The 26,497-nt window shown below is 71.3% G+C and carries 20 protein-coding genes; 7 read left to right on the top strand and 13 right to left on the bottom strand.

Annotated features, from left to right (window positions below; translation table 11 throughout):
- Window positions 1-584 precede the first annotated feature (584 nt).
- From IF99_RS0109455 to IF99_RS0109445, 3 genes are all read right to left on the bottom strand, one after another.
- On the bottom strand, window positions 585-2,366 hold the full coding sequence (locus IF99_RS0109455) for an ABC transporter ATP-binding protein (RefSeq protein ID WP_030995930.1): 1,782 nt from the start codon (window positions 2,364-2,366) through the stop codon (window positions 585-587).
- Complete coding sequence (locus IF99_RS0109450) at window positions 2,363-4,318, bottom strand: ABC transporter transmembrane domain-containing protein (protein WP_030995929.1); 1,956 nt, start codon at window positions 4,316-4,318, stop codon at window positions 2,363-2,365. Before IF99_RS0109450 ends, IF99_RS0109455 begins: the two co-directional genes overlap by 4 nt.
- A 174-nt stretch (window positions 4,319-4,492) precedes the next feature.
- Window positions 4,493-4,696 carry a hypothetical protein gene (locus IF99_RS0109445; protein ID WP_030995928.1) on the bottom strand — a complete coding sequence of 68 codons (204 nt, stop codon included), beginning with the start codon at window positions 4,694-4,696 and terminating at the stop codon, window positions 4,493-4,495.
- Window positions 4,697-4,810: 114 nt separating this feature from the next.
- Between IF99_RS0109445 and IF99_RS0109440 the strand changes: the two genes are divergently transcribed.
- From IF99_RS0109440 to IF99_RS0109430, 3 genes are all read left to right on the top strand, one after another.
- Window positions 4,811-5,608, top strand: coding sequence for a helix-turn-helix domain-containing protein (locus tag IF99_RS0109440; protein ID WP_030995927.1), 798 nt, complete (start codon window positions 4,811-4,813; stop codon window positions 5,606-5,608).
- Window positions 5,601-5,810 (top strand): DUF397 domain-containing protein, encoded by a 210-nt coding sequence (locus tag IF99_RS0109435; protein ID WP_030995926.1) that lies wholly within the window; start codon window positions 5,601-5,603, stop codon window positions 5,808-5,810. Before IF99_RS0109440 ends, IF99_RS0109435 begins: the two co-directional genes overlap by 8 nt.
- A 119-nt stretch (window positions 5,811-5,929) precedes the next feature.
- On the top strand, window positions 5,930-6,664 hold the full coding sequence (locus IF99_RS0109430; RefSeq protein ID WP_030995925.1) for a hypothetical protein: 735 nt from the start codon (window positions 5,930-5,932) through the stop codon (window positions 6,662-6,664).
- Window positions 6,665-6,807: 143 nt separating this feature from the next.
- On the opposite strand, the gene IF99_RS0109425 is transcribed toward IF99_RS0109430, so the two are convergent.
- Together IF99_RS0109425 and IF99_RS30675 are read right to left on the bottom strand one after the other, a co-directional pair.
- Window positions 6,808-9,744: an FAD-binding and (Fe-S)-binding domain-containing protein gene (locus tag IF99_RS0109425; protein ID WP_030995924.1), complete on the bottom strand. Its 2,937-nt coding sequence runs from the start codon at window positions 9,742-9,744 to the stop codon at window positions 6,808-6,810.
- Between the two features lie 65 nt (window positions 9,745-9,809).
- Entirely contained in the window at window positions 9,810-10,457 is a 648-nt protein-coding gene (locus IF99_RS30675; protein ID WP_420705657.1) for a MarR family transcriptional regulator, read from the bottom strand.
- Window positions 10,458-10,562: 105 nt separating this feature from the next.
- Here IF99_RS30675 and IF99_RS0109415 point away from each other — a divergent pair, with 105 nt between their 5' ends.
- Together IF99_RS0109415 and mltG are read left to right on the top strand one after the other, a co-directional pair.
- The gene (locus IF99_RS0109415; protein WP_030995922.1) at window positions 10,563-12,425 is read left to right on the top strand and encodes an ABC transporter ATP-binding protein; all 1,863 of its coding nucleotides are present in this window, start codon (window positions 10,563-10,565) and stop codon (window positions 12,423-12,425) included.
- Window positions 12,426-12,456: 31 nt separating this feature from the next.
- On the top strand, window positions 12,457-13,353 hold the full coding sequence (gene mltG, locus IF99_RS0109410) for an endolytic transglycosylase MltG (RefSeq protein ID WP_030995921.1): 897 nt from the start codon (window positions 12,457-12,459) through the stop codon (window positions 13,351-13,353).
- A 33-nt stretch (window positions 13,354-13,386) separates the two neighbouring features.
- Here the strand turns inward: mltG and IF99_RS0109405 are convergent, their stop codons facing one another.
- Complete coding sequence (locus IF99_RS0109405) at window positions 13,387-14,481, bottom strand: FAD-dependent oxidoreductase (RefSeq protein ID WP_051703422.1); 1,095 nt, start codon at window positions 14,479-14,481, stop codon at window positions 13,387-13,389.
- Window positions 14,482-14,534: 53 nt separating this feature from the next.
- On the opposite strand from IF99_RS0109405, the gene IF99_RS0109400 reads away from it, so the two are divergent.
- Together IF99_RS0109400 and IF99_RS0109395 are read left to right on the top strand one after the other, a co-directional pair.
- The gene (locus IF99_RS0109400) at window positions 14,535-14,960 is read left to right on the top strand and encodes a YjbQ family protein (RefSeq protein ID WP_030995919.1); all 426 of its coding nucleotides are present in this window, start codon (window positions 14,535-14,537) and stop codon (window positions 14,958-14,960) included.
- 67 nt (window positions 14,961-15,027) lie between these two features.
- The gene (locus tag IF99_RS0109395) at window positions 15,028-16,572 is read left to right on the top strand and encodes a recombinase family protein (protein WP_030995918.1); all 1,545 of its coding nucleotides are present in this window, start codon (window positions 15,028-15,030) and stop codon (window positions 16,570-16,572) included.
- A 1,173-nt stretch (window positions 16,573-17,745) separates the two neighbouring features.
- Here the strand turns inward: IF99_RS0109395 and IF99_RS33910 are convergent.
- The 7 genes from IF99_RS33910 to IF99_RS0109360 all read right to left on the bottom strand — a co-directional run bounded on the left by IF99_RS33910 (window position 17,746) and on the right by IF99_RS0109360 (window position 26,319).
- Window positions 17,746-18,069, bottom strand: a complete 324-nt coding sequence (locus tag IF99_RS33910) for a hypothetical protein (protein ID WP_158716584.1) — start codon at window positions 18,067-18,069, stop codon at window positions 17,746-17,748.
- Window positions 18,066-19,274 (bottom strand): carboxypeptidase, encoded by a 1,209-nt coding sequence (locus tag IF99_RS0109390; protein ID WP_030995917.1) that lies wholly within the window; start codon window positions 19,272-19,274, stop codon window positions 18,066-18,068. The genes IF99_RS33910 and IF99_RS0109390 overlap by 4 nt, the downstream gene beginning before the upstream one ends.
- A complete protein-coding gene (locus IF99_RS34820) occupies window positions 19,271-21,319 on the bottom strand; it encodes a helix-turn-helix transcriptional regulator (protein ID WP_234340635.1) in 2,049 nt (682 codons plus the stop codon). The genes IF99_RS0109390 and IF99_RS34820 overlap by 4 nt, the downstream gene beginning before the upstream one ends.
- Window positions 21,316-23,196, bottom strand: coding sequence for a glycoside hydrolase family 15 protein (locus IF99_RS0109375; protein WP_030995915.1), 1,881 nt, complete (start codon window positions 23,194-23,196; stop codon window positions 21,316-21,318). Before IF99_RS0109375 ends, IF99_RS34820 begins: the two co-directional genes overlap by 4 nt.
- A 232-nt stretch (window positions 23,197-23,428) precedes the next feature.
- Window positions 23,429-23,938: an ATP-binding protein gene (locus IF99_RS0109370; RefSeq protein WP_030995914.1), complete on the bottom strand. Its 510-nt coding sequence runs from the start codon at window positions 23,936-23,938 to the stop codon at window positions 23,429-23,431.
- A 259-nt stretch (window positions 23,939-24,197) separates the two neighbouring features.
- A complete protein-coding gene (locus IF99_RS0109365) occupies window positions 24,198-24,908 on the bottom strand; it encodes an SDR family NAD(P)-dependent oxidoreductase (RefSeq protein WP_030995913.1) in 711 nt (236 codons plus the stop codon).
- 4 nt (window positions 24,909-24,912) lie between these two features.
- Window positions 24,913-26,319, bottom strand: coding sequence for a hypothetical protein (locus IF99_RS0109360; RefSeq protein ID WP_030995912.1), 1,407 nt, complete (start codon window positions 26,317-26,319; stop codon window positions 24,913-24,915).
- Window positions 26,320-26,497: the final 178 nt, after the last annotated feature.

The raw sequence follows: 26,497 nt of genomic DNA, 5'->3' as shown, positions 1-26,497 counted from the left end.
GGTACGCGGTAGGGGCTTCTACCACCGGCCGACGCGCTTCTCTGGCGAGCGGCGAGCAGCCGGGGAAGGCGCCGATGTGCCGCCTGTACCCCGCGCTGCCCCCTGCGTCAGTGCATGTCCCGGGGCCGTGCCCGCCGCACTGCCCGGGAGCGCCGCCCTGTGCTGACGCCGTACCTCGGCCAGGGCGCCTGCATCGCGTTCCCTTGATGCCGGGCTCTCGCGGTCCCCGATACCGAGTCCCGCGCCCGCGACCCGCCGCACCCGGAGCGCGCCCTGCGCGCCTACACAAGACCCGCCGCCCTGAGCAGTGCGTCGCACTCCCATCGCGCCCCCGTCCACCGGATCACGCCCGACCCGGCACGCGCGAGGACCCCCGGCCCCGCACGCACGGGCCACGCGCCGCGACCCCGCACGCGTGTGGGGAACGCCCCGCTCCGCCCCCTGCCGCTGAAGGCCCCGGCCCTCTCCCACACGGAATCCCGCGCGAGAGCTTTCGCACGAGAAGAAGAGAAGGCCCCCGGCCGATCAGGTGCGGCGAACCCGTCCCACGGGCTCCACCAAGCGGCGCCGCACCCCGCACTGCCTCACCCGTGCCACGACTCCCAGAGCCTCGCGTACGCTCCCTCCGCCGCCACCAGTTCCTCGTGGCTGCCCAGTTCGCTGATCCGGCCGTTCTCCACCACCGCGATGACGTCCGCGTCGTGTGCCGTGTGCAGCCGGTGGGCGATGGCGACGACCGTGCGGCCCTCCAGCACCTTGCCGAGCGAGCGCTCAAGGTGGCGCGCCGCGCGGGGGTCGAGGAGGGACGTGGCCTCGTCCAGGACGAGGGTGTGCGGGTCGGCCAGGACGAGGCGGGCCAGCGCGATCTGCTGCGCCTGCGCGGGGGTCAGCGTCGCCGCGCCGGAGCCGACCTCCGTGTCGAGGCCCTTGTCGAGCGCACGCGCCCACGGCGTCGCGTCCACCGCCGCGAGTGCCGCCCACAGCTCCTCGTCACCCGCGTCCGCCCTCGCGAGACGCAGGTTGTCGCGCAGGGAGCCGACGAAAACGTGGTGCTCCTGGTTGACGAGCGCGACGTGGTTGCGTACCGCCTCCGCCGTCATCTCCGACAGCGCCGCCTCCCCCAGCGTCACGGCGCCCGTGCGCGGCGCGTAGATCCCGGCGAGCAGCCGCCCCAGCGTCGACTTGCCCGCGCCCGAGGGACCCACGAGCGCGAGCCGGGTGCCCGGCTCGACCGTGAGCGTCACCTCGCGCAGGACATCGATGCCCTCCCGGTACCCGAAGTGGACCTCGGCGGCGTCGAGCACGCGGCCCCGCGGCACGATGGCCTCGTCCCCGGCGGCCGGCTCGATGTCCCGCACGCCCACCAGGCGCGCCAGTGAGACCTGTGCGACCTGCAATTCGTCGTACCAGCGCAGGATCAGGCCGACCGGCTCGACGAGCATCTGCGCGAGCAGCGCGGCGGTCGTCAGCTGGCCGACGTCGATCCACCCCTGGAGCACGAAGGCACCGCCGACCATGAGCACCGAGGCGAGCACGGTCGTGTGCGTGACGTTGATGACCGGAAAGAGGACGGACCGGAGCGAGAGCGTGTAGTTCTCCCACCGGGTCCACTGGAAGACCCGCTGGTCGGTGAGGGCGATGCGGCGCGCGCCGAGGCCGTGCGCCTCGACCGTGCGGCCCGCGTCGACCGTCTCGGTGAGCGCGGCGGCGACGGCGGCGTAACCGGCGGCCTCGGAGCGGTAGGCCGAAGGGGCGCGCTTGAAGTACCAGCGGCAGCCCACGACGGCGAGCGGTACGGCGATCAGCACGGCGGGCGCGAGCGGCGGCGCCGTCACGACGAGCCCGCCGAGCAGCAGTACCGCCCACACGAGCCCGATCGCGAGCTGCGGCACCGCCTCGCGCATCGCGTTGGCGAGCCGGTCGATGTCCGTCGTGATCCGCGAGAGCAGGTCGCCCGTGCCCGCGCGCTCCAGGATTCCGGGCGGCAGCTTCACGGAGCGGGCGAGGAAGTCCTCGCGCAGGTCGGCGAGCATCTCCTCACCGAGCATCGCGCCGCGCAGCCGCACCATGCGGATGAACACCGTCTGCACGAGCAGCGCGAGGGCGAAGAGGGCGAGCGTGCGCGGCAGATGCACCCCGTCCGCGTGGTCCGAGACCCGGTCGACGAGGTCGCCGAGGAGGTACGGGCCGATCATCGAGGCGATCACGGCGACCGCGTTCACCGAGACGAGCACGAGGAAGGCGGTGCGGTGCCGGCGGAACAGGGCGCCGATGTAGGCGCGTACGGTCGCCGGGCTGCCGACCGGCAGCGTCTCCGCCGTCGTCGGCGCGGCCGGGTCGTACTCGGGGGGCTTGGGCCCGGTCATGCGGTTTCCTCGATCCGTACGGTGTCCTGGCCGGGCAGCTCGTCGGCCCGAGCCGTCACGACGGCGCTCGCCGCGGCGCCGTGGCCCTCGCCCTCGCTCCCGTTCACGAGTCCGGCCTCGACCTCGCGCAGCGTGCCGGGATCGCCCCTCTCCTCATCCGTCTCGCGCGTCACGACCGCTCGGTAGCGCGGTTCGGCGGCGAGCAGTTCGCGGTGCTCGCCCTCGGCCACGACCGAGTCGCCGAGGACGAGCACGACGCGGTCGGCCACGTCGAGCAGCAGCGGCGAGGACGTGAGGACGACGGTGGTGCGGCCCGCGCGCAGCGCGGCGAGACCGCCCGCGATGCGGGACTCGGTGTGCGCGTCGACGGCCGAGGTCGGCTCGTCGAGCACGAGGACGTCCGGGTCGGCGACCAGCGAGCGCGCGAGCGCGAGCCGCTGCCGCTGACCGCCCGAGAGCGACCTGCCGCGTTCGGTGATCCGCGTCCGCAGCGGATCGCCGCCGCTCGCCCCCGGGTCGGGGTCGGCCTGCGCGAGCGCGGCGAGCACGTCCGCGCATTGTGCCGCCGCGAGAGCCGCGTCGGGTTCCACGGCACCGGACGAGGGGACGTCGAGCAGTTCGCGCAACGTTCCCGAGAGCAGCACGGGGTCCTTGTCCTGGACGAGCACATGGCGCCGCGCCTCGGCGAGCGGCAAGCCGTCGAGCGCCACGGTGCCGAGGAGTACGGAGGGCTCTCCGCCGTGCTCGGGGGAGTGGCCGCCGAGCCGGTCGGCCAGGCGGCCCGCGGCGTCCGGGTCCCCGCACACGACGGCCGTCAGCCGTCCCTCGGGCACCCGCAGCCCGGTCAGGGGGTCGTACAGCTCGGCGGGACCCGCGTACGCAATGGCGTCGGCGACCGGCTCCGTCCCGCCGTCCGAGGACCCCGTCCGTCCGCGCGCCGGGTCCGCGACCCGGCGCAGCGCCAGCACGCGCGCCGCGCGGCGCGCGGAGGGACGCGAGAAGGAGTAGGCCATCGCGATCTCCTCGAAGTGGCGCATCGGCCACGCGAGCAGCGTCACCATGCTGTACACGGCGACCAGTTCCCCGACCGACACGGTTCCCTCGCGCGCGAGGAACACCCCGTACCAGACCACCGCGATGAGCAGCAGCCCCGGGACGAGTACCTGCACCGCGGCGATGAGCGACCACAGCCGCGCGCTGCGCACGGCGGCCCCGCGCACCTCCTGCGACGCCGCCCGGTACCGGCCGAGGAACAGTTCCTCGCCGCCGATGCCGCGCAGCACCCGCAGCCCGGCGACGGTGTCCGAGGCCAGTTCCGTCGCGTGCCCCGCCTTCTCGCGCTGGACATCGGCGCGGCGCACCGAGGGCGGCAGGAGGGGGAGGACGGAGAGCGCCACGACGGGCGCGCCGATCGCCACCACGAGGGCGAGGTGCGGCTCGTAGAAGAACAACCCCACGCAGACGAGGACGACGGTGAGCGCCGCCGCCGTGAAGCGGGAGAGCGCTTCGACGAACCATCCGATCTTCTCGACGTCGCCAGTCGAGACCGCCACGACTTCTCCGGCCGCGACCCTGCGGGTGAGCGTCGAGCCCAGCTCGGCGCTCTTGCGGATCAGAAGCTGCTGGATGCGCGCCGCCGCGGTGATCCAGTTGGTCATGGCCGCGCGGTGCAGCATGACGTCGCCGAGCGCGACACCCGCGCCGAGCAGGAGCAGGAGCAGGCCCGCGAGCACGAGCCGCCGTCCTGCCCCGTCCCCGCCCTCCGAGACGGCGCCGACGGCGATGCCCACCGGGTACGGCAGCGCCGAGAGCGAGCCGAAGTTGAGCAGTCCCCAGCCGAGCGCGCGGAGTTGGCCGCCCCACTGCCGCCGCCCCAGCCAGTACAGGAAGCGGGGGCCTGACCGTACGTCGGGGGTGCCGGGGTCCGTAAAGGGAAGATCTCTGATGCGCATGAAAATCCAGGTCCGAGGAGCAAGCTCAGTGAGGTAAGCCTTACTTCTCGGACGCGGAAGGGCAAACGCTTTTCGGCTCAGAGACGCCCGGCGGCGACCCACAGCGGGGCCACGGTGGAGAACACGACCACCAAGAACGTCACGAGCGAACGCCGTACGCGGACGCCGCGTCGCTCAGCCACGGTCGGCGTGCTGCGCGCTGAGGTGGCGGCGCAGCCGCACATTCAGGTCGCTCACGAGGCTCGCGTTTCCGTTGGCCACGGCGTACGACCGCTCGTGCGCGATGTTGTCGCACAGGTAACACCCGGGAACCGGCTTCGGGACTTCGTTCGACCACGGGGGAAGGGAGATCGGGTTCTCCTGCGTGGGGCGGTTCATCGGCGCTTCGTCCGTTCGTCGTCGGGTTGCTTGCGTTCAGAGAACGGCCCCGCGACCACGGTGGGTAGTGTCATCCTTGACACAACGTCAGAGTGGCAGGAACGGGGCAAAGCGATGGCCATGACTTACGGGCAGTGGCTGCGGGGCGCGCGCGAGGCGAAGGGATGGAGCCAGGACGAGCTGGCGGCCAGGGCGTTCATGTCGCGCTCGATGATCACGGCGATCGAGACCGACCGACGCATCCCGAGCGAGACGGACGCGATGGCTCTGGACGCGGCGTTGGGTACGGGGAATGTGCTGGTGACGTTCCGGCCGAAGAAGCAGAACGAGAGTTTCGCCGCATGGTTCGAGGCTGCTCGCCAATTCGAAAAGCTGGCCACGATCATTCGGGAGTACGCGCCGACTTGGGTGCCCGGCTTCCTCCAGACCGAGGCGTATGCGACCGCAGTGCTTGATGTCGGTTACCCCCGACAGAGCGAGGAACGGCGACACGGGTGGGTTGTGTCGAGGCTGGAGCGTGCGCGGCTGCTCGACGACCCTGTTACCCCGGAAGTGTGGGTCGTGCTGGATGAGGCGGTGATCAGGCGGCCGGTTGGGGGGTACGAGGTCATGGCGGAACAACTGGAACACTTGGTTGATCTCTCTGAATCGGGGCGTATTCGGGTCCACATCGTGCCGTTCGGTAAAGTGCCGTACCCGGCGTTGGACGGTCAGATGAGCTTGATGTGGTTCAAGGATCAGCCGCCCTTGGCCTACACGGAAGGTCTTCGCGTGGGTCTGCTCCACGACGATCCGGCGATGGTTACTGAACTCCAGAGCACATACGATCTTTCTCTGGGTGAAGCCTTGGCCTTGACGCCGTCCATCGCCCTCATGCGAGAACAAGCAAGGGAGTTCAGGAAGCGTGTCTGAGCACTACATCTCCAACACTTCGCTCCGTAGCGGCTGGCGGAAGTCCTCCTACAGCGGCACGAACGGATCGAGTTGCCTGGAGGTCTTCGACGCCCACCCCGCCGGCGTCCCCGTCCGCGACAGCAAGTCCCCCCAAGGCCCCGCCCTCCTCCTCTCCGCGCCCAGCTGGTCCGTCTTCGTCGCGGCCGTCAAGCGCGCGTAGCGCTCGCGCTCCGGCCTGCCTCTTCGGCAGGCAAACGGTTGTTCGCCACCCGGCAAAGTCCGGCCCCCCGCCGTCCCTCCCGCACAGCACCTCTCGGCCCGGGTGGCAGGATGAATGCCATGCACAGTACGGGTGGAGCGGCAAAGGTCCTGATCGGTACGGCGGCGGTGCTCGCGCTGCTCACCTCCTGCTCCGGGCAGGACGACGGGGACGGCTCCGGGAAGGCAGCCGCGGCGTCCTCGCCCGCCGCCCACCGCGCCCCCGAGGCCGACCCGACCCGCATCCCCGGCGTCGGCGAACGTCTCCAGTCACAGATCCCCGCGGCGAGCCGCCAGGTCGTCGCCGTCTACGGCAAGGGCGTCGACTCGGCGGACTCGACCGTCGTGCTCTACACGAAGACCGGGAAGACGTGGAAGAAGTCCGCTTCCTGGCAGGGGCACAACGGCAAGAAGGGCTGGACCACGGCCCACCACGAGAACGACAAGCGCAGTCCCGTCGGCGTCTACACGCTGAGCGACGCGGGCGGCGTCCTCGCCGACCCCGGGGCCGCGCTCCCGTACACGCAGACCGCGTCGATCCAGGCGCCGCACTACTGGGCGAAGTCCCACTGGCACGACTTCGACTACGTCATCGCCATCGACTACAACCGCGTCAAGGGCACCCCGCCCAACGACCCCACGCGCCCCGAGGGCCAGAGCAAGGGCGGCAGCATCTGGCTGCACATGGACCACGGCAGCGGCACCTCGGCGTGCGTCAGCATCCCCAAGGCGGGCATGAGGTCGCTCCTCACGACCCTCGACCCGGCACAGCACCCGGTCGTGGTCATGGGGGACAGGAAGAACCTGGCGGCCTGAGCGGCTTGTCCCGGCGGCAGGGGGACGAGCGCGCCGGTACGGCGAGGGAGCGGCGGCCCGGGGCCGGGCCCGGTGCACGGAACCGGCCGCGCCGCCCCGCCCCCGTCGTCAGCCCGGCCCCCGCCGCGTACCGCCCGGCCCTCTCAGCCCCGCGGCGGCCGCGTCGCCCGCTCCAGCTGCATGAGCACCGAGGCGTACCCCTTGCCGCCCGTCGCGTGGTCCATGCCGACCTCGCACATGCGGTTCGCCGAGAGGTACGCGTCGAAGGGCCGGGACGTCACCTCGGCCGCCTCCGCCGCCGTCGCCGACTCGGTCAGCTCCCGGTGGAGCATCCCCCGGTCGCCCGCGAAGGCGCAGCAGCCGACGTCGTCGGGCACGACCACCTCGTGGGCGCAGGCCCCGGCCAGCTCCACGAGCTGGTCGACGTCGCCGAGGTGCTGCATCGAGCACGTCGGGTGGACGACGGCGGACTCCACCTTGCGATGGATGGTCAGCTCCGGAAGCAGCTCCTCGGCCGCCCACACGAGGGAGTCCACGATCGTGAGCGAATCGTGCAGCTCCTTGTTCTCCGGTGTCAGGTACGGGACCACCTCGTGGGCGATCCCGAGCGTGCACGAGGAGGCGTCGACGACGAGCGGCAGCCGCCCGCCGCCCGTCCAGCCCCACGCCGCCTCGACGATGCGGTTGGCCATGACCGTGTTGGCGTCCTCGTAGCCCTTCGAGTGCCAGATGGTCGAGCAGCACGTGCCCGAGACGTCCCCGGGAATCCACACCGGCTTGCCCGCGCGCCGCGCGAGCAGGACGACGGCCTGCGGCAGCGAGGGTTCGTAGTCGCCCTCGGGGCCGCCGAAGATGCGGTTGACGCACGCCGGGTAGTAGACGGCCGTCGCCGTCGCCTTCTCCGTGCGGGGCAGGCGCCGGGCCGCGGCGCCGGGGAGCTCGGGCAGCCACTCCGGTACGAGGTCGGGGCGGACCGCCTTGCGCGCCGCGCGCGTCACCGCCGTGAGCAGCCGGTCGCTGATCTTCTCCGCCGAGGCCACCGCGAGCCGCGCCCCGCTCTCCACGACCTTGAAGTCCTTCGCCGTGTACGCGGCGATCCTCTCCTCGCGGTCGCTGTGCCGCTGGTGACGGAACTCCTTCATCATGGCGCCCGTGTCGATGCCGACGGGGCACGCGAGCTTGCACGTCGAGTCACCGGCGCACGTGTCCACGGCGTCGTAACCGTAGGCGTCGAGCAGCCCCGTCTCGACTGCCGAGCCGGCCGGCTGGCGCATCATCTCGCGGCGCAGCACGATGCGCTGCCGCGGCGTCGTCGTGAGGTGCTGGCTCGGGCAGGTCGGCTCGCAGAAGCCGCACTCGATGCACGGGTCGGCGACGGCCTCGACCCGCGGGATGGTCTTGAGCCCGCGCAGGTGGGCCTTCGGGTCGCGGTCGAGCACGATGCGCGGGGCGAGGACGCCCTCGGGGTCCATGACCTGCTTGATACGCCACATCAGCTCGGTCGCGCGCGGGCCCCACTCCAGCTCCAGGAACGGCGCGATGTTGCGGCCCGTGGCGTGCTCGGCCTTCAGCGAGCCGTCGAAGCGCTCGACGGTGCTCGCGCAGAACGCGTCCATGAAGTCCGCGTAGCGCCGTACGTCCTCGGGCTTCGCCGCGTCGAAGGCGAGGAGGAAGTGGAGGTTGCCGTGCGCGGCGTGACCGGCGACCGCGGCGTCGAAACCGTGCGCGGTCTGGAGTTCGAGCAGCGCTTCGCACGCCTCGGCGAGCCGCGACGGCGGCACGGCGAAGTCCTCCGTGATGAGCGTCGTGCCCGAGGGGCGCGTACCGCCCACAGCGGTCACGAACGCCTTGCGCGCCTTCCAGTACCCGCCGACGACCTTCGCCTCGCGCGTGAAGGCATTGGTCACCGAGGCGACCGGGGCCACCAGTTCGAGGTGCTCCATCACCTCGGCGGCGGCCCGCTCGTTCGCCTCCCGCCCGGCCTCGTCGGACGCGCGGAACTCCACGAGCAGCGCCGCGGTGTCCTTCGGCAGGTCGGCCCAGTCCGCGGGCACCCCGGCGACGCTCGTCGAGGCGCGCAGCGTGTTCCCGTCCATGAGCTCGACGGCGATCGCGCCCGCCTCGTTGAACCGCGGAACGGCGGCCGCCGCCGCGGGCAGCGAGGGGAAGAAGAGCAGGGCGGTCGAGTTGAGGCGCTCCAGCGGCAGCGTGTCGAAGACCACCTCGGAGATGAAGCCGAAGGTGCCCTCGGAGCCGACCATGAGCCCGCGCAGGATCGAGACCGGGTCGTCCCCGTCGAGGAAGGCGTCGAGCCGGTAGCCGTTGGTGTTCTTGATCTCGTACTTCGCGCGGATACGTGCCACGAGCGCCGCGTCCGCCTCGATCTCCGCCTTCAGCGCCATGAGTCCGGCGCACAGCTCGGGCTCCGCCGCGGCGAGTCTCTCCGCCGCGTCGGGCGCGCCCGTGTCCACGACAGTGCCCGAGGGCAGCACCACGGTCAGCGAGCTGACCAGGCGGTACGAGTTCCGGGTCGTCCCCGCCGTCATGCCCGACGCGTTGTTCGCGACGACCCCGCCGACCGTGCACGCGATCGCGCTCGCCGGGTCGGGGCCGAGCACGCGCCCGTGCCGGGCGAGCGTCGTATTGGCCCGGACGATCGTCGTGCCGGGGCCGAGCCGCACGCGCGCGCCCTCGTCGAGCACCTCGACGCCCGCCCAGTGCCGCCGCACGTCCACGAGGATGTCCTCGCCCTGCGCCTGTCCGTTGAGCGAGGTCCCCGCGGCGCGGAAGACCACCTTGCGGCCCTTGTCCCGCGCGTACCGCATGACCGCCGCGACGTCCTCGGCCGACTCGGGGACCACCACGACCTGGGGCAGGAAGCGGTAGGGGCTCGCGTCGGACGCGTACCGCACGAGATCCGAGATGCCGGAGAGCACCTTCCCGGGCCCGAGCAGCGCGCTCAGCTCACCGCGCAGCGGCTCCGGCGTACCGCCCGCGAGCCCGGCGGGAACCAGGTCCGGTGCGGTCTCCTCACGCCCGGCGGGGCGCAGGGCGGTCGGGCGCGGTTCCAGCAGTGGCATGGGGCGGCACTCCTTCGTCGACGGTTCGCCGCCGGGAACGCGGGGCGGCCGGCGGCGGGTCGGGCCTATTCTCGCCCTTCGCCTTCCCGCCCGGACGGCCGGGGCGTGTGCGCGCAGTGCTCGTACGCGTCCCCGGCCCCACCGCTGACCAGCAGCTCCAGCAACGCGCCGAGCTGGGCGCGCTGCCCGGGGTCCAGGGGTGAGAGCACCTCTTGCGCCGCCTCGCGCCGCGCCCGGCGCAGCGTCTCCAGGGTGTCGCGCCCCTCGTCGGTCAGCTCGATGCGCGTCACCCGGCGGTTGGCCGGATCGGGCACCCTGCGCACCCGGTCGCTCGCCTCCAGGGCATCCACGAGCGTGGTGATCGCGCGCGGGACGACATCGAGCCGCGCCGCGAGATCCGCCATGCGGGGCGGCTCGGGGAAGACCGTCACGGCCCGCAGGAGGCGGCTCTGCGCGGGGGTGATGCCGAGCGGCCCGAACTGGTGGCGCTGGAGGCGGTGCAGACGGCGGTTGAGGCGGAGCAACTGCTCGGCGAGGGCGGCGTCGCTGTCGCGCGCGGGGCCCGGTCCGGCGGAGGGGGACTCCGGGAGCGGGGCGGTCGCCGAGCCGGGGGCGAGCCCCGGGGCGGTCTCTGGGCCGGGGGCGGTCGCCGCGTCGGGGCCGGACGGGGCCGTCCCGGCTTCCGGGCCGGCGTGCGGGGAGGGGGAGCGCATGGCGGGAACAGTATCAGGATCAGGTTCATTGTGTACATAGGTAACAATGAACTATGCTCCCCGAGAACCGTTGAGCCCTCTGCCCGTCACCCCCTGAAGGAGCCCATGCGCCCGCCCGAGATCAACTGGACCCCGCCCGAGAAAACCGCTCGCGAGGACCAGGAACCCCGCCAGATCCGCCGCATCCTGCGGCTCTTCCGCCCCTACCGGGGCCGCCTCGCCGTCGTCGGCCTGCTCGTCGCCGCTTCCTCGCTCGTCTCCGTCGTCACCCCGTTCCTGCTCCGCGAGATCCTCGACACCGCGATCCCCGAGGGGCGTACTGGCCTGCTCAGCCTCCTCGCGCTCGGGATGATCCTCAGCGCCGTCCTCTCCAGCGTCTTCAACGTCCTCCAGACACTCCTGTCGACCACCGTCGGCCAGCGCGTCATGCACGACCTGCGCACCGGCGTCTACGCGCGCCTCCAGCGCATGTCCCTCGCCTTCTTCACGCGCACGCGCACGGGCGAGGTGCAGTCCCGGATCGCGAACGACATCGGCGGCATGCAGGCCACGGTCACCTCCACGGCCACCAGCCTCGTCTCCAACCTCACCTCCGTCGTCGCGACCGTCGTGGCGATGCTCGCGCTCGACTGGCGCCTCACCGTCGTCTCGCTCGTCCTGCTCCCCGTCTTCGTCCTCGTCAGCCGCCGCGTCGGGCGCGAGCGCAAGCGCATCACGAGCGAGCGGCAGCGCCAGATGGCCGCCATGGCCGCGACCGTCACGGAGTCCCTCTCGGTGAGCGGCATCCTGCTCGGCCGCACGATGGGCCGCGCCGACTCCCTCACCCGCTCCTTCGCGCGCGAGTCCGAGGAACTCGTCGACCTCGAAGTGCGCTCCAACATGGCAGGCCGCTGGCGGATGTCCGTCATCAGCGTGGTCATGGCCGCGATGCCCGCCTTCCTCTACTGGGCGGCCGGACTCGCCCAGGCGAACGGCGCCGCGATCTCGCTCGGCACCCTCGTCGCCTTCGTCTCGCTCCAGCAGGGCCTGTTCCGCCCGACGGTGAGCCTCCTCGCGACCGGCGTGCAGGTGCAGACCTCGCTCGCGCTCTTCCAGCGCATCTTCGAGTACCTCGACCTTCCGGTCGACATCACCGAACGCGAACACCCCGTCCACATCGACCGGGTCAAGGGCGAGGTCCGCTTCGAGGAGGTCGCCTTCCGGTACGGGGACGACAGCCCCGTGCTCGACGGCATCGACCTCACCCTCCCGGCCGGAGGCTCGCTCGCCGTCGTCGGCCCCACCGGCTCCGGCAAGAGCACGCTGAGCCAGCTCGTGCCCCGCCTCTACGACGTCACCGGCGGGCGCGTCACGCTCGACGGCGTCGACGTGCGCGACCTCGACTTCGACACCCTCGCCCGTGCCGTCGGCGTCGTCTCGCAGGAGACGTACCTCTTCCACGCCTCCGTCGCCGACAACCTGCGCTTCGCCAAACCGGACGCGAGCGACGAGGAACTGCGCGAGGCGGCCCGCGCGGCCCAGATCCACGACCACATCGCGGGTCTGCCCCAGGGCTACGACACGGTCGTCGGCGAACGAGGGCACCGCTTCTCGGGTGGCGAGAAGCAGCGTCTCGCCCTCGCCCGCACCATCCTGCGCGACCCGCCCGTGCTCGTACTCGACGAGGCCACGAGCGCCCTCGACACCCGCACCGAACGCGCCGTGCAGGAAGCGCTCGACAGCCTCGCGGCGGGACGCACCACGCTGACCATCGCCCACCGCCTCTCCACCATCAGGAACGCGGACCAGATCGTCGTGCTCGACGGCGGCCGCATCGCGGAGCGCGGCACCCACGAGGAACTCCTCGCCCTCGACGGCGCCTACGCCGCCCTCGTGCGCAGCGATTCCCGCAAGGGCGGCGCTCCTGCGGGCGAAGCCCCCGAGCCGGTGATCCTGCCTTCCGCGCCGCCGTCCACCGTCAAGGCGTAGAAAACGGGAGATAAGTGATTAACGTGCCCCTATGACCGACCCCTCGCGCCCCTCGCGCCCCCGCTCCCAGCCCGCGCCCGGCCGGCCGGGACCTCCGGACGGCCGCCGGACCCGTATCACCCGGCGGGGCAGACTCGTCCTCCTCACGGCGGCCCTCGCCGTCGCCGCCGCGATCGCCGTGCCGTTCGTCCTGGGCGGCGACGAGGACGAGGGCACCCAGCGCACCGGCACGCTCACGGTTCCCGAGGGCTGGCGCGCGAGCCAGGTGTACGCGGCGGTCGACACCGCCCTGCACCTGAAGAAGGGCACGACCGGCAAGAAGGCCGCCGACGCCGGCCTCTCGCTCCCCGGCGACGCGGGCGGCAATCCGGAGGGGTACCTCTACCCCGCGACGTACCCGATCACCGACAGGACCACCCCGGAGCGCCTGCTGACCACGATGGTGGACACGGCCAACCGCGCGTACGCCGAGGGCACCGTCGCCGCGGGGGCCGAGCAGAACGCCGTCTCGCGCTACCAGCTCGTCACCGTCGCGAGCATCGTCCAGTCCGAGGCCGCCACCGACAAGGACATGGCCCGCGTCGCCCGTGTCGTCTACAACCGGCTCGACGAGGGCATGCCGCTCCAGATGGACTCGACCCTGAACTACGGACTCGGCCGCACCACCCTGCACACCAGGACCTCGGAGACCCGCAGCAAGACCCCGTACAACACGTACGTCCACAAGGGCCTGCCGCCCACGCCCATCGCCAACCCGGGCGCCCGGGCACTGCGTGCGGCGACCCGCCCCGCCGAGGGCGACTGGCTGTACTTCGTCACGGTCAAGAGCGGCGACACCCGCTTCACCAGTGACTACGCGGAGCACCAGAGGAACGTGGCCGAGTTCAACAAGCTGCACAGCTCCCCGAGCCCGAGCGCCTCGTCCTGAGCCGGGGGAGCGGGAGCGCGGGGGACCGAGGACTCAGACGGTCGCCGGTACGGGCCCGGGGGCGGGCTCCGGTGAGGTGGGCTCGCCGAACAGGGCGCGGATGTCCCGTACGGCCGACCGCCCCGCCCGGTTGGCGCCGATCGTGCTCGCCGAGGGCCCGTACCCGACCAGGTGCACCCGGGGATCGCGCACGACCTTCGTGCCCTCCATGCGCACGCCGCCGCCGGGCTCCCGCAGACCGAGCGGCCGCAGGTGCTCCAGAGCGGGCCGGAAGCCGGTCGCCCACAGGATGACGTCGGCGTCGAAGCGGCTGCCGTCCGCCCACTCGACCCCCTCCGGCGTGATCCGCGCGAACATCGGGTGCCGGTCGAGAGTGCCGTCGGCGAGCCCCGCGCGGCTCGCGTCGTTGAGGGGCAGCCCCGTCACCGAGACGACACTGCGGGGCGGCAGCCCGTCCCGTACCCGCGCCTCCACGAGTGACACGGCGGCACGCCCCTCCTCCTCGCCGAACGGCCCTTCGCGGAAGACCGGTTCCCGCCGTGTCACCCAGCGGGTCGCCGCCGCGTACGGAGCGAGTTCGAGCAGGTGCTGCGTCGCCGATATCCCGCCCCCGACCACGACGACACGCTTGCCGCTGAAGTACTCCGGACCCGGGTACCGCACGGTGTGCAGTTGCTCACCGAGGAAGGCGTCCTGGCCCGGGTAGTGCGGCCGGAAGGGACGGTCCCAGGTGCCCGTCGCGCTGATGAGGGCGCGCGCCGACCACGTACCGTCCGAGGTCTCCACGCGCAGCCGGCCGCCTTCGCCCTCGCGCACCGCGCGCACGTCGACGGGCCGCCGCACCGCCAGCGCGAACCGCTCCTCGTAGGCGCGGAAGTAGTCCGCGACGACCTCGGACGAGGGCCGCGCGGGATCGGCGCCGGTCAGCTCCATGCCCGGCAGCGAGTGCATCCCGTTGACCTTGCCGTACGTGAGCGAGGGCCACCGGAACTGCCAGGCCCCGCCCGGCGCGGGCGCGTGGTCGAGCACGACGTGATCCGTCCCCGTCCGCCGCAGGTGGTACGCGGCCGAAAGCCCCGCCTGCCCGGCACCGACCACGACGACGTCCACCGCTCTGTCCTCACTCACTCCCGCACCAACGACGCCGTGCCGCCGGATCTTCCCGCACCTGGTGCGCGAGGATGCCCCTCATGACGTTCCACACCGAGACCCTCCGCGTCCGCACCGGCACCCACGAAACGGTCCACGACCTGACCGCCGACTGCGAGCGCTTCCTCGCCGACCATGCCGCCGGCCGCGACGGCCTCCTCAACCTCTTCGTCCCCCACGCGACAGCGGGCCTCGCGATCCTCGAAACCGGCGCGGGCAGCGACGACGACCTCCTCGCGATCCTCCAGACCCTCCTGCCTCCCACCCACCCCTGGCACCACCGCCACGGCACCCCCGGCCACGGCCGCGACCACGTCCTCCCCGCTCTCGTCCCCCCACACGCCACCCTCCCGGTCACCTCGGGCCACCTGGCCCTGGGAACGTGGCAATCGGTGTGCCTGGTGGACACGAACGTTTCTAAAGACAACCGTCAGGTTCGTCTGAGCTTCCTCAGCTGACCAAGATCGTTCAGCGGGGCGTGGCCGCCGATTCTCCGTACGATGCGCGCTCGAACGGAGAGAAGAAATGCGCGGTACGGACCTCAACACGATCGAACGACCCTACGACGGATGCGGCAAGTGCCTGCTCGGAGTGCGGCGGCTGTCGCGCGTGAAGCTGGCGACGTCTTCGCCTGAGCGCCAGCGCGAGAACGTGCTCGCTGCCGCCGCCGCCGTCGGCGCCCACATCATCGGCTGGGCGGACGACTGGGAGGTCTCCGGCGCTACGGATCCGGTGACCCGACCCAGTCTGGGCCCATGGCTCCGTGACGAGAGGGGCCCGTACGACGGCCTGGTCGCCGCAGCGGTGGACCGGCTCGGTCGCAACGTCGTCGACTGCCTCAACACCGGCTACAAGATGCGGGACGAGAAGAAGATGCTCGTCACGTATGGGCACGACGGAGCCTGGAATCTCGACGACCCCGCCGACGAGAACCGTTTCACCATGGAGGCATGGGGCGCGCAGATGGAACTGCGCGCGATCCAGCGCAGGAACCGTGACGCCACCGTCAAGACCCGCGCCGCCGGCCGTCCGAAGGGCAAGCCGTCGTACGGCTTCCAGTACGTGCGGAAGGTGATGGGAGGGAAGATCGATCAGGTCGAACTGCACCCGCACGCCTCGGAGGTGCTGCGGAACGTCGCCCGCCGTATCCTTGCCGATCCGGACAACGTCACCTGCAGCAGCGAGGCCGCGCGTCTCAACCGTGCCGGAGAACCGTCACCCGCGGATCACCTTGCCATGATGTACGGCAAGCCGGCAGGTGGACGGCCGTGGTCGCCGCAGAGCCTGAAGAACATCCTTCTGTCGGAAGCCACCCTCGGGTATCTGATGCACCGCAACAGGCCCGTCCTCGGCAGGGCGGACGGTCACCCCGTACGGCTCTGCGAGGGGCTGTGGGACCGGGCCACGCACGAGGCGCTCAGGAGCGCCGTCCTCTCCCGGAAGGCTCCCTGGACCCGCCGTTCCAACCGCGAATACCTGCTGACCACGGTCGCCCTGTGCGGGCAATGCCATACGCGTCTCTACACCCAGACGTCGAGGGACGCCCCACCGCGCTACACGTGCACGGCGCGGAACAAGGGCTGGCTTCAGGCGCAGCACTGCCGACCTGCACCCCTCATCAATGCTCATCTTCTTGACGCTTACGTCGAGGAGTGGTTCCTCCGAGAGCTGGGTGACGGCATGATCTACGAGACGGTGTACGACCCGGGTAACGGCATCGCCGAGCGCGTGGCGGAGAACCGGGCCAGCCGTGAACGGCTGCGAGCCGACCGTGACGCCGGGCTGTACGACGCCCCGGATGACGCAGTGTGGTTCCGGGACCGATACGCCGCGTTGGGAAGGGAGCTGGCCGCTCTCGAGGCTGAGCCGAGGCGGGCGCCTGGCATGGTCCGGCGGCCGACTGGCGAGACGGTCGCCGACCGTTGGTTCCGCGCTGCGGATGTACAGGCGCGAAAGGAGATCCTGATCGACTTCGGTGTACGGGTGACGCTCTTCCCGGCCAGTGCTCCCGTTCGCTGGGTGCCCGGCTTCATCCACGGCCCCGAACAGGACCCGATGGCCCTGCTATAGGGAAGAGGCTCCCGGGTGGCGCTGAGCGCGCTGCCCGGGAGCGTCAGCGTCGGGCTGCCGGCGGCCGATCGGTGAGGCGCCCCTCTACAGGCTGATGTCGGCCGGTGCAAGCCGACCTTCTCCGGGATCCTCTGGGCGTGATGCACGGCGACGAGGTGAGTGATGTGACTCAAGCGGCAGAGCGGTGGATGCGTGAGAAGGCAGTGGCGGAACTGCGGGTCGAGAAGACGACTTCCGGTGTGCAGTGGTTGATCAAGTCCCGTGATCGGCAGATCGACCGAGCGATCGCAGGGGCGTTGCCGGCGGAGCGATGTCCCGGTGCTGTCGAATCGGGCGAGTGGGTACGGACCCTATCGGTCGACGAGGTATCGGTGCGCATCGCAGACGCAGATGCCGTGCTCATAGGCCGAGCAGGAGTCGAGGAGGAAGCAGGCGAGCGATGTCCTTGCCGAGGTGGCGATGAGGCTGGACCGAGCGAGCAGTACGGCTGCCTCTGCGGCTGCCACTTCGGTGGTATCTGTCGTAAGTCGATCATGCGGATCAGTCGAGGAGAGGCTCCGCAGGCGGCTCTCCTGTTCAGCTTTCAGGCTGCGCCGGAGATCGGACCCGTTCTCATGCGGTCGACATCCTGGGCATTGAGTCTTCAGCTTCGCGATCTTGTTCGTAGTGGTGCTTTGAGGGAGGAGGGACTGGAAGCACGCGTCCAACTTCGTCGAGCGTATGTCCGCACGCGGTCAGGCATTGAGGTGGCTCTGGTTCAACCAGTAGTGCAACGCCTCTCCTGGGGAAGCCCGGCAGTGCTATTGCAGTTGGCCGCATAGCGCGAGCCCCGCGGACTTGTCGGGTAGGAAGAGGCGTAGAGCTTCCTCTGCTCCAAGCGTGACAATCGTTCGCCCCGATAAGGCAACGCACAGCCCGACGTCAGAGGATTCCCGTCCACGACCACGGACGTGGCCCGGATCGACCGCGTAGGCAGTTGATCCGGTGCTGCGCTGCGCCTGGCTCCTCCACTACCGCGAGCCGAGGACCCTGGGGGCTCCTCGGCTTCCAGCCCGCACGCGGGCCGCAGCACGCATCCGACCCCCGAACAAGCGCGAATCCGGCACGGCCCCGACACGGAGCAAGCGCGTCTGCAGACGGCGAGGTCGCTCGGCCGTATGGAGCTGCGCAGCGTCAGGCTCCCGGTGGGCGGCCGCCGTTCGAATGGCGGCAGCGTGTGCCTCGTTCGATGGCGGCGAGGGAGGGGCGGCGGAGGGCTCCGCATGTCGCGCACTTGCAGCGCCATCCGGCGTTCCGGTCCTCGGGCGTGGTCTCCTGCGGGAGGTATCCGGCGGCTCGTGCGGTGCGGTCGGCGGCCTCTTGCTCCGGTGTCCTGGTCTCGGGCCGGGGTTCCGGGGCGGTGGTGAAGCTCGGTCCCCGCTGGTAGCGCAGGGGTGGTGGGGCGCCGATGATCTCGCCCAGGGAGACCCAGCGCCGGGGTGCGGGTCGTGGGTTCACGAGCGGTTCCAGAGGGTGGTGAGTCCGGGTACGCCGTGCACGGCGGCGAAGGCTGCGCCGAGGTGGTAGGCGACCGCGCTGGAGGGGGCGACGGTGCGGTGGCGCCGGCGCTGGCTGGTGGAGGCGAGCAGGTGGTGGTGGAGGTCGACGGTGGCCTCGACGGCCGTTTCCGGGCCGTCGGTGTCGACGGCGTGCCCGGCGAGGGCGGTGCTGACGCGCAGGATCGTCCAGTCGGTGACCGGGCCGATGGAGTGCTCGCGGCCGTCTTCCTGGTTGGCCAGGGGGAGGAGCAGGCCCAGGCGCGAGCGGGCGGCTTCGCCGTGGAGCGTGAGGGCGAGGTCGGGCAGAGCACCCGCGCAGGCGGCCAGCCGTGCATGGGCCTTGCGCAGGCGGTTGGCGCTCTTCGGGCCGTCCTCGCGGTCGGGGGCGATGATCCAGTTGGGGGCCTCGACGACGACGCCGAAAGTGGCGTGGTGGTGGGCGGCGTAGTGCCAGGCGCTCGTGCGCCGGTCGGGGCCGAAGCCGCCGTCGTGCGGGGCGAGCCAGACACCGTGGGCCAGCTTGTCCTGTTCGGTGAGGGGATCGCCGCCCTCGTCGCCGTTCAGCGCCAGTGGAACACCGGCCCGGTGCGCGACGAGCGGGTTCAAGGAGTTGGTCGCGGGGTCTGGGCGGGTGGTGAGGGTGTAGGCGCCGCCGGAGAGGCAGCGGTGGAAGTCGACCAGCATGTCGGGCTTGGTCTCGTCGAGGAGGGAGCGCAGGACGAGGGTGGTCTTCGTCTCGGCGAAGCCGGGTGGGTCCTGGAGCGTGAAGCCCCACAGGGGCTGGCGGTCGGTGGGGGGCCGGTAGAAGGCCCGGTGGTCGAAGTGGTCCGCGATGCTCGGGCCACTGAAGTGGTTGAGGGCGGCGCCGTCGGGGTCGGCGTCGAGGACGAGGTGCCAGGTGACGCCCGTGCGCAGGGCGGGCTGTGCGGCGAGGCGGAGGGCGAGGTGGAACTGGCTGTGGGTGGTGTCCTCGTCGGGGTGGGCTCCGGCGAGGACCACCACGGTGCGGTCGCTTCCCCCGCGCACGGTCAGGGCCTGGAGGGGGCGTCCGCCGTCGGTGGTGCCCATGACGCGGTAGGTGCACCAGGGGTAGGCGCGGTCGAGGTCCAGGGCGAGCCGGGTCAGGGCGTTCGGCGCTTCGGGGTGGGCGGGTTCATGGTTCATGTGGTGGTGGTTTCCTTCCAGTCCCACCAGTTCCAGGCGTGGCCGCGCACGACGAGGCCGAGGGCGCTGTCGGTGCCGGCGTGCGCGGTGAGGTGGCCGACGGCGGGCCGGAGCGCGCGCGGTGTGGTGCCGACGGCGCGGGCGATGTCCGAGGACAGCGAATTCGTGGCGATCGCCTCCCACAGACGCAACTGGGCGGAGGTCAGGGGCGGGGCCGGGGCGGCGATGGAGGGTGGGGTGGCCGCGCCCGTGGCGAAGAGGGTGTGCACCAGGACGTGGAGGGCCGTTCCCGGCGGGCATCCCAGGGCGGCCCGAGAGGCTTTGAGGTGGTGGGTGACGGTCTCGGGGCTCACGTGGAGGAGCGAAGCGATTTCCTCTCTGCCCATGCCGCGGGCCGCGAGGCCGAGGGCGGTGGCGCGGGCGGGCGACAGGAGGCCGGGCCGGACGGGCAGAGGCTCGTTCGCGCCGAGGGAGGGGCTGGCGAAAACGCCCAGGGCGTGGCCGAGCGCGACGAGGTGGGCCGTGCTACGAGCCCGGAGTTTGCGCAGCAGGGTCCGAGTCCACAGGTCGACCTCGCCCGGAGGCATGGTGAGGGCGTCGGCGACCGCAAGACGGGTCGCGTGTTCGCCCCACGCGCGCACGAGGCGCGCCTCCGTGGGGATCAGGGCCGGTCGCCCGTCGCGGGCGGGCACGGGGATGTAGCGCTGGGCGAGGAGCTGGTGGACGAGCATCGCACGTGAGGCGCTGTCCGGAAGGCGGAGTCGTTCCCGTAGCTGCTGAACGAGGGTGTTCACGCGGAGGGCGGGCAGGCCGGTGCGGGCGGCGATCTCGCTGTTGCCCCACCCGGCCGCCACGAGACGCGCGACCCGGGCCTGTGCCGGGGGAAGCCACGTTGCCCGGCCGTGAGTAGAGGAAGGCGTGTGATGGTTCATCGGTGCGTCTCCTGCGTGCGGGCGCGGCGGGTGCCCGCGATCCACTCCCCGGCCGTCCCGCGCCGGCCCCCGCCCACCGCCTCCCCGCCCTCGCGGGGTGGGGCGGGGAGGGCGAGCAGGGCGCCGGGCAGGGCCAGGACCACCCGGGTCCCGCCCCAGGGGGGCGGGGCTGATCAGGTCGGTGCCGATGCCCAGGTACCGGGCGAGGGCTCCGACGGTGCGCAGGCCGAGCTGCGGGCGCGCGCCCAGGTGCAGCAGCACCTCGGCCCCGGTTTCACCGAGCAAGCCTCGCGCGGCGGCGAGTTGCTCCCCGGTCATGCCGGGGCCGGCGTCGTCCACGAGCAGGTAGGCCGAGCCGTCGGGCCGGGGTTCGCAGGCCACCTGGACGGTGGTGGAGGCGCGGCTCGCGTTGTCGAGCAGCGCGGCCAGGAGGTGGGTAAGGCCCTCGACGGCTTCCCCGCGGACCATGACCTCGGGGATCTGGGCGAGGCGCACCCGCTCGGTGACACCAGCCCGCGCGCACGAGTTCCGCACCACGTCGGCCAGGCTCGACGGCCTCCCCGCGGGCGCGAGCCGACTGCCCCCGAGGATCGCGTAGTTGGTGGCGGCGAGCAGGACCGCCGCCGCACCCCGGGCGCCGGGGTCCCCTGCTGTCACGTCGTGCGCTTCGTGCGTGCGCGGTACGTCCGACGGCCGGGCGGGCCCCGCGCGGTGGGCGAGGTCTGCGACCACGGCACGCAAGGAGGACACGTACTCCTGCTGTTCGCGCTCCGCGATCGCCCGGACCTGCTCCACCCGCACGCGCGCCTCCTGGCGCGCGGCCTCGACGCCGAGCGAGACGGCGGTGGACACCCCGGAAAGCACCCGGTACAACGCGGTCGCCAAAGGGGTGTCCCGAAGTTGCGGGGGGAACTCCGCCCCTACGCGGCCACCCGACACGAGGGCTCGCGCCACGTCGCCCAATGCAACTTCTGCGGCACGCAGTTGAGCGTTCTTTCGTTCTTCGTCGGCGCGTGCCTGCTGAAGGGCCTGCTTGGGCCGTCTGCGGGCGAGGGGGAGGGCGGTCGCGAGCACGGCGAAGGCGAAGACGGCCACCAGGGCGAGCGCGGTCATCGCCCGGCCCCCGTCCGTACGAGCGCCGGGGTGATCTCCTCGATCGCCGCGATCTCCACGTCCCTAGCGCCCCGGGCAGTGACGTGCTGGAGGAGGAGGGCGCTGCGGATGATCGCCTCGTGGGTGTAGGTCTGGGGGAAGTTGCCCAGCAGACGGCCCGCGCCCGGGGCGTACTCCTCGGAGGCCAGCCCCAGATCGTTGCGCACCCCCAGCAGACGCGCGTACAAGGGGCGGGCCTCTTCGATACGGCCGCTGAGGGCGAGGGCATCGACGAGCCAGAAGGAACAGAGGAGGAAGGCGCCTTCGTCGCCCGCGAGTCCGTCCGCGCCCACCGTGTCGCCCTTGGTCGGGTAGCGGTACACGAACCCGTCCGGCGTGCTGAGCGCTTCGCGTACGGCGTCGATGGTTCCGAGCACCCGGGGGTCGTCCCCGGGCAGGAAGCCCACGGCGGGGATGAGGAGGAGCGCGGCGTCGAGGTCGGTGGAGCCGTAGGACTGCGTGAACGTGTTACGGACGGGGTCGAAGCCCTTCTCGCACACCTCCGCGTGAATCCGGGCGGCCAGCTCGCGCAGCGGCGCCGGGTCGAGGGGGAGGGCGCCGTCCTCGGCGAGGCGGGCCGTGCGGTCCACGGCGACCCACAGCATCACCTTCGAGTGGACGTAGTGCCGCAAGGCTCCCCGGCCCTCCCAGATGCCCGCGTCCGGCTGCTGCCACTTCGCCTCCACCTGCGCGATGAGCCGACGGTGCAGAGCGGCGGTGTCCTCGCAGTGGGCGATCCCCGCTTCGTGTGCGAGGTAGAGGGTCTCGATCAGCTCGCCGTACACGTCGAGCTGCACCTGCTGGGCTGCCCCGTTGCCCACCCGTACCGGAGCCGACCCGGCGTACCCGGGCAGCCAGTACAAATCCCGTTCGGGAAGGTCGTGTTCACCGCGCAGCCCGTACATGATCCGAAGCGGGCTCGAACCCACCGCGCGCAGCAGCCATCGTCGCCAGGCGACGGCCTCCTCCTGGTAGCCGGCCCCGATCAGGGCGGCCAGCGTGCCCGCGCTGTCCCGCACCCACGCATGCCGGTAGTCCCAGTTCCGCTCGCCGCCGATCTCCTCGGGCAGCGACGTCGTCGGCGCGGCGACGATCGCCCCGCTCGGCGCGTACGTGAGCGCTTTCAAGGTCAGGGCCGAGCGCACCACCGCCTCGCGGTGCGGGCCCCGGTAGGTGCAGCGGGACGCGAACTCCCGCCAGACCCCGAGCGCTTCGAGGAGCGCGGCGTCGGGGTCGGGCACGCGCGGTGGCGCCTCGTGGGCAGGGGCCACGCTCAGCGCGAGGGCCGCGCTCGTCCCGGCCGCCACGACGAAGTGCCCGACGACATCGTCGTCGATCTCGGTCTGGCGGCACGGGCCGTCCAGCCACACCGCCACCCCGCCGCCCTCGGCGACGATGCGGCCACCCTCCTCGTGCACCCACGGCACCACCCGCCCATACCCGGGCCGCGCCCGCAGCTCGGAGACCATCGCGACCTCGCCGACCAGGCCCTCGACGATCCGTATCACCTGCGTCGTCCCGGCCGTCAGCGGCATGAAGTCGGTCACCCGCACCGCGCCGGTTGTCGTGCGCCACTCGGATTCCAGGACGAGGGAGTCCTGCACGTAGCGGCGCGACATGCTCACCCCCGCCCCGCGCTCCGAGCCGTGCTGCGGGGCGACGGCAGGGGCGAGGCGCCACGTGCCGTGCTCGGGTGCGCCCAGGAGCGCGGCGAAGACGGCCGGGCCGTCGAAGTCGGGCGCGCACAGCCAGTCGATTTCGCCGGTGTCCGCGACGAGCGCGGCGGTGCGGGTGTTGCCGATGAGGCCGTAGCGCTCGATCGGGAGGGAAGTCGTCATGGGGAGGTCTCCGTGGACGGGTGCGGGGGTGGAAGGGGCAGGCCGCCCCCCCGGGGGCTCGCCGAATGCGCGAAGGCGCGCGCAACGCGCGGGGACGGTGCCGGTGTGTGCTCGATACGCCCCGGGCTTCCGGCCACCGGGGAAGCGACAACGCGACGGCGGGAACAAGGGGGCAAGGGCCGCCTCGTGCGCGCCGGGCAAGGACCCGGCGCGCACGAGGGGCGAAGACGGATCAGCTCGTCGTGCTCTGTGAGGCAGGAGCGTGAGGGCAGGGGCCCCAAGGGTTTCGCGGGTTTGAACGAGTAAATCCCTCACGGAGGGCGCCGGGCTCCGAGTGCCACTGAGCGTAGGTGCCCTCCGGCAGCGTGGACGTGCAGAAGTCACCGCCAAGGGCTGTCACGATCGCGAGGCCCCGGCCGCACTCCTCAGCTGGCCTCTTCGGGGCGTCGATGTGGCGCGGACAGCAGTCGTGGACAGTGACGACGGCCACGTCGCCCCGCCAGAGGAACTCGACGATGACATGCCGGCCGCCGTGCAGTACTGCGTTCGTCACCAACTCTCCGGCGACGAGTTCGGCGGTGTAGAGAAGTTCGTACTCCTCGTCGCCGTCCATCGACCGTCGGATGCGCTCCCGGATCTCCCCCGGAAAACTGATACCGGGCGCGTCCCTTCTGACGCTCCAGGAGACGCCGGGATCGACGTCCGCAGAGGACGCCGTCTCGGTGGTTGGTGTGGAATTCACGCCTCACCTCCACGCTTTGCTTCCCAATGGCCCGATGGGCCCCGATGCGGCGTGCATCCCTCAGCATGAGGGATTTACGCCACCGAACACCGTGAGGTGTCCTGCTGTCTTCGACCGAAGCCGAGTGAAGACAGCATCAAGGAAAGCACTGGGGAAGCCCGGTTTGTAGAGGCGGCGGATATCCTCGTTTTATACTCAACCAGCCGCGAAACGAAGGCGCTTCGCTTTCCCGTTCGACTGTTCCCTGGTTAATTCATATTCACCAGGGAACGATGGAGCGCCCCTCGAAGAACTCGCCTCGTGGACCGTCGTCCGGGGCTGTGGCCAGCCAGATCATCCCCTGAGCTGCCTCTTCGGGGCTCACGGCCTTCCCGCCGTAGTTCATCCGAGTCGCAGCCACCCCGGGAGAAGCGGAGTTGACGAGAATATTGTCCTGTGCGACTTCGTCGGCCAGGACTCGCGTAAGCGCGTTGAGTGCTGCCTTACTGACCCGGTAGGCGGGGCTGCTCGACGTCATATTCGCCAGGCTGCCCATGCGACTCGATACGTGAACGATGCGGCCATAATTGTTCTTGCGCATGATCGGAATGGCCTCCGCTGCGCAGCGCCACGCCCCGAGAAGGTTCGTATCGAGCGTGGCACGGACTTTTTCCATATCAAGGACGGACGGAGTGCGGCCCCGATCAATGGCGATGCCGGCAGAGGAGAGTAGAACATCGAGTCGCCCGAAACTGCGTTGCGTCTCGGCGAACGCTCGAAAAACGCTGGCGGGGTCGGTCACGTCGAGTTGGTGTGCCTCATATTCGACGCCCGGCCGCTGAGCGCGGAGTCGCGCTGCGGCTTCGTGCGCGTCCCGAGAATCCCGCGCGGTGACCACGATGCTCATGTTGGGGCGGGCGAGACCAGCGGCGAGCGCGTACCCCAGCCCGCGGTTGGCTCCGGTGACGAGGGCTACACGGCGTTCGCTCATGCGGTCATGCGACCAGAGACCGCCCCCGCTCGTCCAGTCCGGGCCGTTCGTTCATGACTGTGGAGGCGCGGATGCGCTCGTCGAGTTCCCGCACGCACAGCGCGTCCTTCGCCTCCTTCGCGAGGAGGGAGCGCACTGCCTTGAGCCGGCCCGCGTTGCGCGCCGAGGCGGACGCGACCATCCGGGGAAGCAGATCACCCACGAGACCGCAGGCCCTCTCGACCTCCCCCTGGCGCACTGCGGCCTCCGCCTGCCACATCCCGTACGTCACGGCGTCTCGCGCCCGCGCGGCCGGCTGATTCTGGAGCGCTTCGCCAAGAAGGCCGTCTGCCTGCCTCGCTTCCCCCAGGGCAAGGTGGCATGCGGCGATCTGAGCGCGGTACTCGGCATCGTCGAAGTACAGCGCCCAGGTCGGCGCGGGCTCTCCGTCTGCCCGGTCGATGAGCTTCCCCGCTTCATTCACCAAGGCCCTCATGGAGCGCCCGTCGCCCAGCAAAGCACGAGTACGGGCCTCCCTCACCAAGAGCATGGCTCGTACGCGCGGTTCGGATGACTGTGTCTGCCGGACGGCGACTTCGGCCACCTCCGCGGCCTCAGCTGTCCTCCCGTGCTCGACGAGCAGAAGACTGATGCACTTGAGCAGGTTCGCTCCAGCGCTGCGGTCGCCGACGGCGTGGGCCGCACGAAGCCCCGTGACGAACTGCTTCTCGGCGGAGGCGAAGGCCCCGACGTCCACGTGAGCCCAGCCGGTGATCCTTGCCAACGTCGCGATGCCGGAGAGAAGCATTCGGCGCGCCCTCTCCCCTTGGAGGAGGCGAAGGGTGAGGCGGGCGCTGCGCAGCTCGGCATCGAGCAGTGCGACCGCGGCTCCCCCTCGGCGGTCCTCCAGGTCCTGGAGGAGGGGCAGGCGTTGCTCCAGGTTCTCCGCCCACTCGATGTCCGAGAAGGCGCTCACTGAACGGGGCCACACCGGCGACGCTGCCTCCGCCCACCGATGCGCCAAGCCAGCGGTAGCCCCCGCTCCGAGCGTGAGGAAACCTCGCCGATCCACTTCGCTCACCACCGACGCATCCAGAACCTGGAGTGTTCCTTCCAGATCCCAGTGTGCCTCTACGGGGATGCGATCACCGATCGGCAGCCAGTCCGGCCACGGACGGCTTGTCAGGTGGCTGAACGGCACGTCGAGTCGGCGAGCGAGAACCTCCTGAACGGGACGCTCGGGCTTCACCCCGTAATTTTCCCAGCGCCACGCCTTGACGGGGTGAGCCGCGGCTCCGCTGATTTCGGTGGCGAGCCACTCGACGAAGCCCCTCAAGGTCTCAAAACCGAGAAGCTGAGTGCGCACAAACGTCAGCGGGTGCTGATAGTAGAAGGCCGGCGGACGCCCCATGAAGCTCTCCAAGATCGGCACAGAGCTACCGCCCGAGGACGGCGAGTGAGGAGAAGCATGCCCCCATGCACTTCCGTCATGCAAGTGCATGGGCTCAAACGGCATATGACAGCGCATCACGGCAGCTCGCTACCGAACTCGTTCCAGCTCGGGCACACTTGCACGACGACAGGGACACTGTGCAGGAGGAGATCCGACG

Origin of the sequence: Streptomyces sp. NRRL F-5630 (assembly GCF_000719475.1) — a bacterium.
Classification (GTDB): domain Bacteria; phylum Actinomycetota; class Actinomycetes; order Streptomycetales; family Streptomycetaceae; genus Streptomyces.
Note: the sequence above shows the minus strand (reverse complement) of the source record. Positions and strands in the feature narration are given on the sequence as shown.

Bases quoted from the DNA above. Each gene is read 5' to 3' on its own strand.
- IF99_RS0109455 (WP_030995930.1), bottom strand. From the start codon at position 2,366: ATGACCGGGCCCAAGCCCCCCGAGTACGACCCGGCCGCGCCGACGACG.
- IF99_RS0109450 (WP_030995929.1), bottom strand. From the start codon at position 4,318: ATGCGCATCAGAGATCTTCCCTTTACGGACCCCGGCACCCCCGACGTA.
- IF99_RS0109445 (WP_030995928.1), bottom strand. From the start codon at position 4,696: ATGAACCGCCCCACGCAGGAGAACCCGATCTCCCTTCCCCCGTGGTCG.
- IF99_RS0109440 (WP_030995927.1), top strand. From the start codon at position 4,811: ATGGCCATGACTTACGGGCAGTGGCTGCGGGGCGCGCGCGAGGCGAAG.
- IF99_RS0109430 (WP_030995925.1), top strand. From the start codon at position 5,930: ATGCACAGTACGGGTGGAGCGGCAAAGGTCCTGATCGGTACGGCGGCG.
- IF99_RS0109425 (WP_030995924.1), bottom strand. From the start codon at position 9,744: ATGCCACTGCTGGAACCGCGCCCGACCGCCCTGCGCCCCGCCGGGCGT.
- IF99_RS30675 (WP_420705657.1), bottom strand. From the start codon at position 10,457: ATGCGCTCCCCCTCCCCGCACGCCGGCCCGGAAGCCGGGACGGCCCCG.
- IF99_RS0109415 (WP_030995922.1), top strand. From the start codon at position 10,563: ATGCGCCCGCCCGAGATCAACTGGACCCCGCCCGAGAAAACCGCTCGC.
- mltG (WP_030995921.1), top strand. From the start codon at position 12,457: ATGACCGACCCCTCGCGCCCCTCGCGCCCCCGCTCCCAGCCCGCGCCC.
- IF99_RS0109400 (WP_030995919.1), top strand. From the start codon at position 14,535: ATGCCCCTCATGACGTTCCACACCGAGACCCTCCGCGTCCGCACCGGC.
- IF99_RS0109395 (WP_030995918.1), top strand. From the start codon at position 15,028: ATGCGCGGTACGGACCTCAACACGATCGAACGACCCTACGACGGATGC.
- IF99_RS0109390 (WP_030995917.1), bottom strand. From the start codon at position 19,274: ATGAACCATGAACCCGCCCACCCCGAAGCGCCGAACGCCCTGACCCGG.
- IF99_RS34820 (WP_234340635.1), bottom strand. From the start codon at position 21,319: ATGACCGCGCTCGCCCTGGTGGCCGTCTTCGCCTTCGCCGTGCTCGCG.
- IF99_RS0109375 (WP_030995915.1), bottom strand. From the start codon at position 23,196: ATGACGACTTCCCTCCCGATCGAGCGCTACGGCCTCATCGGCAACACC.
- IF99_RS0109365 (WP_030995913.1), bottom strand. From the start codon at position 24,908: ATGAGCGAACGCCGTGTAGCCCTCGTCACCGGAGCCAACCGCGGGCTG.